This is a genomic window from Glutamicibacter sp. BSL13 (genome assembly GCF_052928425.1).
Map to the genome: position 1 here is coordinate 1 of NZ_JAVGCZ010000133.1, position 5,773 is coordinate 5,773.

General features: G+C 67.1%; 7 protein-coding genes. 1 reads left to right on the top strand and 6 read right to left on the bottom strand.

The annotated features are described in order from the left end of the window. From RCJ92_RS14660 to RCJ92_RS14685, 6 genes are all read right to left on the bottom strand, one after another. Positions 1 to 300, bottom strand: a 300-nt coding sequence (locus tag RCJ92_RS14660; RefSeq protein ID WP_446754952.1) for an AAA family ATPase, incomplete at its 3' end; no start/stop codon positions are given. Between the two features lie 324 nt (positions 301 to 624). After that, positions 625 to 1,665: an NAD kinase gene (locus RCJ92_RS14665; RefSeq protein ID WP_138178460.1), complete on the bottom strand. Its 1,041-nt coding sequence runs from the start codon at positions 1,663 to 1,665 to the stop codon at positions 625 to 627. A 100-nt stretch (positions 1,666 to 1,765) separates the two neighbouring features. Further along, entirely contained in the window at positions 1,766 to 2,560 is a 795-nt protein-coding gene (locus RCJ92_RS14670; protein WP_446754953.1) for a TlyA family RNA methyltransferase, read from the bottom strand. Further along, the gene (locus RCJ92_RS14675) at positions 2,557 to 2,745 is read right to left on the bottom strand and encodes a hypothetical protein (protein WP_396278192.1); all 189 of its coding nucleotides are present in this window, start codon (positions 2,743 to 2,745) and stop codon (positions 2,557 to 2,559) included. Before RCJ92_RS14675 ends, RCJ92_RS14670 begins: the two co-directional genes overlap by 4 nt. Before the next feature lie 3 nt (positions 2,746 to 2,748). After that, the gene (locus RCJ92_RS14680; protein WP_446754954.1) at positions 2,749 to 3,759 is read right to left on the bottom strand and encodes an HAD-IIA family hydrolase; all 1,011 of its coding nucleotides are present in this window, start codon (positions 3,757 to 3,759) and stop codon (positions 2,749 to 2,751) included. 31 nt (positions 3,760 to 3,790) lie between these two features. Next, positions 3,791 to 4,693 (bottom strand): hypothetical protein, encoded by a 903-nt coding sequence (locus RCJ92_RS14685; RefSeq protein ID WP_446754955.1) that lies wholly within the window; start codon positions 4,691 to 4,693, stop codon positions 3,791 to 3,793. Positions 4,694 to 4,783: 90 nt separating this feature from the next. Here RCJ92_RS14685 and RCJ92_RS14690 point away from each other — a divergent pair, with 90 nt between their 5' ends. Further along, positions 4,784 to 5,599: a hypothetical protein gene (locus RCJ92_RS14690; protein ID WP_446754956.1), complete on the top strand. Its 816-nt coding sequence runs from the start codon at positions 4,784 to 4,786 to the stop codon at positions 5,597 to 5,599. The last annotated feature ends 174 nt before the right edge of the window (positions 5,600 to 5,773 follow it).

Consider the following 5,773-nt stretch of genomic DNA (forward strand, 5'->3'; position numbering starts at 1 on the left):
CAGCAGCTCGCTGCGCTGCCCACCCTCCCCGGCCGGTTCAATGAACGCGCCGGCCTGGGCGGCGGCATCGAGCACATGGTGATCGGGCTCCAGGTGCACCACGGCCTCGGCCAGTGCGTGCTTTGCCCCGGTGCGCACGGCCCCGGCGTCGGCACGGCGGCCCAGCAACAGGGAGAGCGCGGTGATCACCATGGTCTTGCCAGCACCGGTCTCGCCGGTGACCACGGTCAGGCCCGGACCCAGCGGCAGGGTGGCCTGGGTGATGACACCGAGGTTGGAGATCGAAATTTCCTGAATCATCGCGCACTCCCGATCGATTGAGCTGATGCGTTCATGTTCTTGCGTTAGATTACCGTCACCATCGTACACATATTCGAATCCTCTTGTTCGAACATCGTGTTCGAACCCGGCGCGCAGACCCCGGTGGTGGCCCGCGGGGTGGGGTCAGCCTGCTGGCCGTGTGACCCCTGGTCCGCTGTCGGCGTTCACCGGTGGGAGGTGGCCGGTCCTGCACCTGGCTCCCACTATCCCCCGCCGCGGCGTGAGCCCAAGCCCACTGGACACCGGACGGGGATTAGTGAGATCTGGGGTCGGTCGCCGCCATCGTGCGGGCACGGACGGATGTCAGGGGCGCGGATCGTCGCGGGCCACCATCGGGATGCCCGGCTCGTCCTTGTTGTGCGGCTCGACGGTGCGCAGTTCGGGTTTGACCACCGGCAGCGCGGTGGTGGCGGTGCGGCGTTCCGACGGGCGCGCCGGTCCGCGCCAGCCCTGGATCGGCAGCTCGAACTTGTTGACCAGGCGTTCGGAGAACGGGGTGGTGTTCAGCCGGGCCAGCTTCACCGGCTGGGCGCTGCGGGTCACTTCCACCCGGGCCCCGGGCGGCAGGTCAATGGTGCGCCGGCCATCGCACCACAGCACGGCCTCGGCGTCGGTGCGGGTGAGCATCTCCACCGCCATCACCGAGTCCGGGGAGATCACCAGCGGCTTGGCGAACAGGGCGTGGGCGCTGATCGGCACCATGATCAATGCCGCGACCTCCGGCCAAACCACCGGGCCGCCGGCGGAAAAGGCGTAGGCGGTGGAACCGGTGGGGGTGGCCATCACCACCCCGTCACAACCGAAGGTGGAGATCGGCCGGCCGTCGACCTCAATGACGACCTCGACCATCCGCTCACGGTTGGCCTTCTCCACCGCCGCCTCGTTCAGCGCCCAGGTCTCGGCCAGGCACACGTTGTCCAGCCACACCTTGACCTCGATGGCCATGCGCTGCTCCACGGTGTAGCGCCCGGCGGCGAGCTGGGCCACCGAATTGGCCAGCTCGGTGCGTTCACTTTCGGCCAGGAAGCCGACGTGGCCCAGGTTCACGCCCACCAGCGGCAGGTCGGCCTCCCGCACCTGCTCCGCGGCGTGCAGCACCGAGCCGTCGCCGCCAAGCACCACCCCCAGGTCGATGTCCTGCATCTGGCAGTCCTCGCCCAGGATCTCCACGTGCAGCGCATCCTCGCCCTGGTTGTCCCCGTTGGCGCCGATGACCGCGTGCTGGTCCTGGCGGCGCATCACCGGCACGATGCCCGAATTGGCCAGCTGGTGGGAGGTTTCGATGGCCGCGGCGATCGCGTCCTTACGGCCCGTGTGGGTGAAAACTAGGATGCGGCGCAATATCGGATGCCCCCTCAGGCTCGAATTCTCGGGGTGGAAGCGCGCAGGATGCACCGGCGGCTAGGTGCGCACCGATCCAGCCCGTCGCTTCGACGCGTTGTGTTCAAGAATAGTCAACCAGCTCCCACAACCGTGCATCGGGCGGGGATTGTGGCTGCCCGGTATCGGGCCGGCCCAGGCGCAGGAAGAACTCCACGTTCCCATCCTGCCCGGGCAGCGGGCTGCGCGCCAGCCCCTGCAGCTCAAGTCCGGCTTCCTGCGCGCTGGCCACCACGTTTTCCACCGCGGTGCGCCGCAGGCGTGCGGAGGTGACCACCCCGGACTTGCCCAGGTGCTCCCGGCCCACCTCGAACTGGGGTTTGGCCATCAACAACAGGGTTCCGCCCGGGCGTGTTGCCTGCGCCAGCGCCGGGATCACCAGGCGCAGCGAAATAAAGGACAAGTCAGCCACCACCAGGTCGACAACTCCCCCGATCTGCGCCGGCTCCAGGTAACGCACGTTCAGCCCCTCGTGCACGCTGACCCGCCGGTCAAAGCGGATCTGATCCACCAACTGACCGTGGCCGACGTCGACGGCCACCACGTGCCGGGCGCCGCGGCGCAGCAGCACATCGGTGAACCCTCCGGTGGAGGCCCCGGCGTCCAGGCAGCGCAGGCCCCGCGGGTCGATGTCCGGGTAATGTTCCAGAGCCCCGGCCAGCTTGTGCCCGGCCCGGCTGACGTACTCCTCCCCCTGACCGGGCAGCAGCTGCAGCGTCGCGGAAGGATCGACCTTCTTGGAGGCCTTCGTGGCCGGCTGCCCGTCCAGCAGCACCCGCCCCTCGGCGATCAGCCGGGCGGCGTCGGTGCGGGATCGGGCCAGGGAACGGGCGACCAGCTCCTGGTCCAGGCGGCTCACTGCGTCCCGCCCCCGGTGCGGTTCAGGTCCTGCTGCAGATCATGCAGCAGCTGCTCATAGACCCGCGCATGCTCAGCGATGTCCAGGGAGGCCAGCGAGGCCAGGCGTTCCTCCACGACCTGCTCAGTCACCTGGGCGGCGGCGGGTCGGGCCAGGGACCCGGGGGTCGGCATCGGATGGTTCATCTCTTACCTCCGCGTGGCGCGGTGCAGTTCATCCAGCCCGCGCGCGGTGAATTGGATCTGCGGTTCTACACACCCAGTTTGCCGCGGATGGGCCAGCCACCAGGCGTGGCACGCCGCACGCCAGCCATCCAGGTCCGATTCGGTGCCGGTCACCTCGATCTTGTCCTCGCGCACGCTGGCCACCGCCTCCCCGACCTGTACCCCGAAGCCCAGCACCTGGGTGGTCGGGTAGGGCCGGTAGAAGTCATCCAGCGACCGGATCAGGTAAGTGGGGCGCTGAGCGGCCGGGGCGGCCAGGGCGCTGCGCGGGCTATCGACCCCGGTGAGCACCAGGGCGCTGCTGAACCCGGCGCGGTTGGCGCCCAGGATATCGGTGTCCAGCCGGTCCCCGACCACCAGCGGCTTGGTTGAATCCAGCCGTTCCGCGGCACGGGTGAACAGGTAGGACTGCGGTTTGCCGGCGATCTCCGGCTCGGCGTCCACCGCCGCCTGCACGGCGTTGACCAGCGAGCCGTTGCCCGGGGCCAGGCCCTCGGACCGCGGGATCGTCAGATCGGTGTTGGTGGCTACCCACGTCGCCCCGCGGGCGATCGCATAGCTGGCCTCGGCCAGGTCGGTCCACGAAACCTCGGGGTAGAACCCCTGGATCACTCCGGCCGGCTCGTCCTGGTGGGACTCCACCACTTCCATGCCGCGCACGGCCACGCACTCACGCAGGTAGGGGGAACCGACCACCAGCACCTTGCTGCCCGGGTTCAGTTTCTGGGCCAGCAGCTCCGCGCCGGCATCGGCCGAACCGAATACGTGCTCCGCAGACGTCTTCACGCCCAGCTGGCGCAGGTGTGCCGCCACGGCCATTGGGGAGCGCCCCGCGTTGTTGGTGATGAAGGCCAGCGGGACCTCCACCTCCGCCAACGCGTTCAGCGACTCCACGGCGCCGGTCACGGCCTCAGCCCCGGCGTACACCACCCCATCCAGGTCGGACAGGACCGAGTCAAAACCCGAAATCAGCATCTGGCCAGTTCCCTCCTAGTGCGCTGAAGCGCTACTTGTCCTGCGCTGGATTCTCGTCCCCATCGGCGTGGATGGTGCGTTCCTGCGCGTCATCGTCCTCGGCCTGCGCGTCATCGAAGGACACCTCGGACAGGTCATCCTCCTCGTCGATACCGGTCGCGGCGTGCTCCTGCACGGTTTCGTCATCCTCGTTGGAAGCGTCCATCTGGGCGACGACGTCCGAATCGGAGCCGGATTCCTCGGCTTCTGCATCAGCGCCCGGATCGATCAGGTCCTTGGCCCGCGGATGGGCCTCTTCCTCATCCATTTCCGGTGCCAGGTCGTAGATGAACGAATCGTCGCTGTCCTCCTCAACGCCCAGCGCCCGCTCCGCCACGGCGATCTGCGCGCGCCAGCGCTTGGCCTCTTCGGCCCGGCCGGCTTCCTGCAGCAGGTCGGCGTAGGCGCTGAAAAGGCGCGGGGTGAACTTAAAGGCACGGTTGAAGTCCAGCTGCGGCAGCGCCTCCAGCTCGGCCAGCGCGGCATCAATTTTCCCCAGGTCGGCGTAGGCACCGGCGGCGACGATGTGCAACTCCACCTTGACCGCGGTGTCCAGCTCGGCGAACTCCTCGTCGTGCGCCATTTCAATGGCCTTCTCCGCCCGGCCCAGACCGCGCAGCGAGTCGGCAATCAGCGGCAGGTTGTAATCCGAGCCGCTGATCCGGCGGTGCGTGCGCAGTTCGCGCAGGGCATCGGCATACTTGCCGGCATGGTAGGCGGCGATCCCCACCGCCTCGCGCACCACGGCCACGCGACCGCCACGGCGGGAAGCCGCCAGGGTGTGCTCATAGGCCAGCTCGGGATCGACCTCAAGCAGACGTCCGGCCATGACCAGGTGCTTGGCAACCCAGCTCTGGCTGCGTTCCTCCAGGTAGCGCAGCTGGGCGCGAGCCACGCGATCCAACTCCTTGCCCGTCACGTCCTCGTCAATGTCCGGAGAGGCAGTGCGGTCCGGACGGTTGGAGATGCGCAGATCGCCCGGGTTGTGCTTGCGAACGCCGCGCTCGTCATCCTGGAATTTGCCCTTGGGCGCCCCACCCTCGGAGCGGCCACGGGAGGTCTCCCGCCCGCGCTCGTCACCCTTGCGGAACTGGCCGCGGTTGTCGTCGTTGCGGCGGAAGTTATCGCGCTTGTCGCCATCGCGCCGGAAATCAGAACGCTCACGGTCCCCGCGGAAACCGCCGCGGTTGTCGTCGTGGCGGCGGAAATTGTCGCGCTTGTCGCCATCGCGACGGAAATCAGAACGGTCACGATCCCCGCGGTAACCACCACGGTTGTCATCATTGCGGCGGAAATTGTCGCGCTTGTCGCCATCGCGACGGAAATCAGAACGGTCACGATCCCCGCGGTAACCACCGCGATTGTCATCATTACGGCGGAAATCCCCGCGGTTGCGGTCACGATCGCCGCGATAACCACCGCGGTTGTCATCGTTACGGCGGAAGTCTCCGCGATTAGAGTCTCGCTGGCCGCGGTAGCCCCCGCGATCACTATCATCTCGCCGGAAACCGTCACGGCGGTCTTCGCCTCGACGGTTGTCCTTGCGCTGGTCGCCATCGCGGCGGAAGCCGCCGCGATGCTCTTGGTTTCGTCCCGAATGATTCTTTCGGAAATTTCCTCGGTCGTTGCCCGAGTTGCGATGGGATTCGTTAGACATGAAAAGTTTTCCTCTCAGCGGCCCTATTCCAACACCGCAACCTTCGTGCTCGCACGTCGAGTCACTTCACTATTTAGTATCTTTGCGACGCTGCACGCGTCGCGCTCATTCAAGTCTAGGCGACGTGAAAAGCCCGTGGCTTGAAAGCGGGGGAAATGTGGCCAGACACTCAGGATGCGTATCGTGTAGTCGTGTGTCGGCCGGCTGAAGCCCCACGGCTTAAATAGGTGAGGCTCCAACCATCACTGGTTGGAGCCTCAAACCCTTCATCAAGTTAAGTCCGGCGGTGTCCTACTCTCCCACACCCTCACGAGTGCA

Bases quoted from the DNA above. Each gene is read 5' to 3' on its own strand.
- RCJ92_RS14675 (WP_396278192.1), bottom strand. From the start codon at position 2,745: ATGAACCATCCGATGCCGACCCCCGGGTCCCTGGCCCGACCCGCCGCC.
- RCJ92_RS14680 (WP_446754954.1), bottom strand. From the start codon at position 3,759: ATGCTGATTTCGGGTTTTGACTCGGTCCTGTCCGACCTGGATGGGGTG.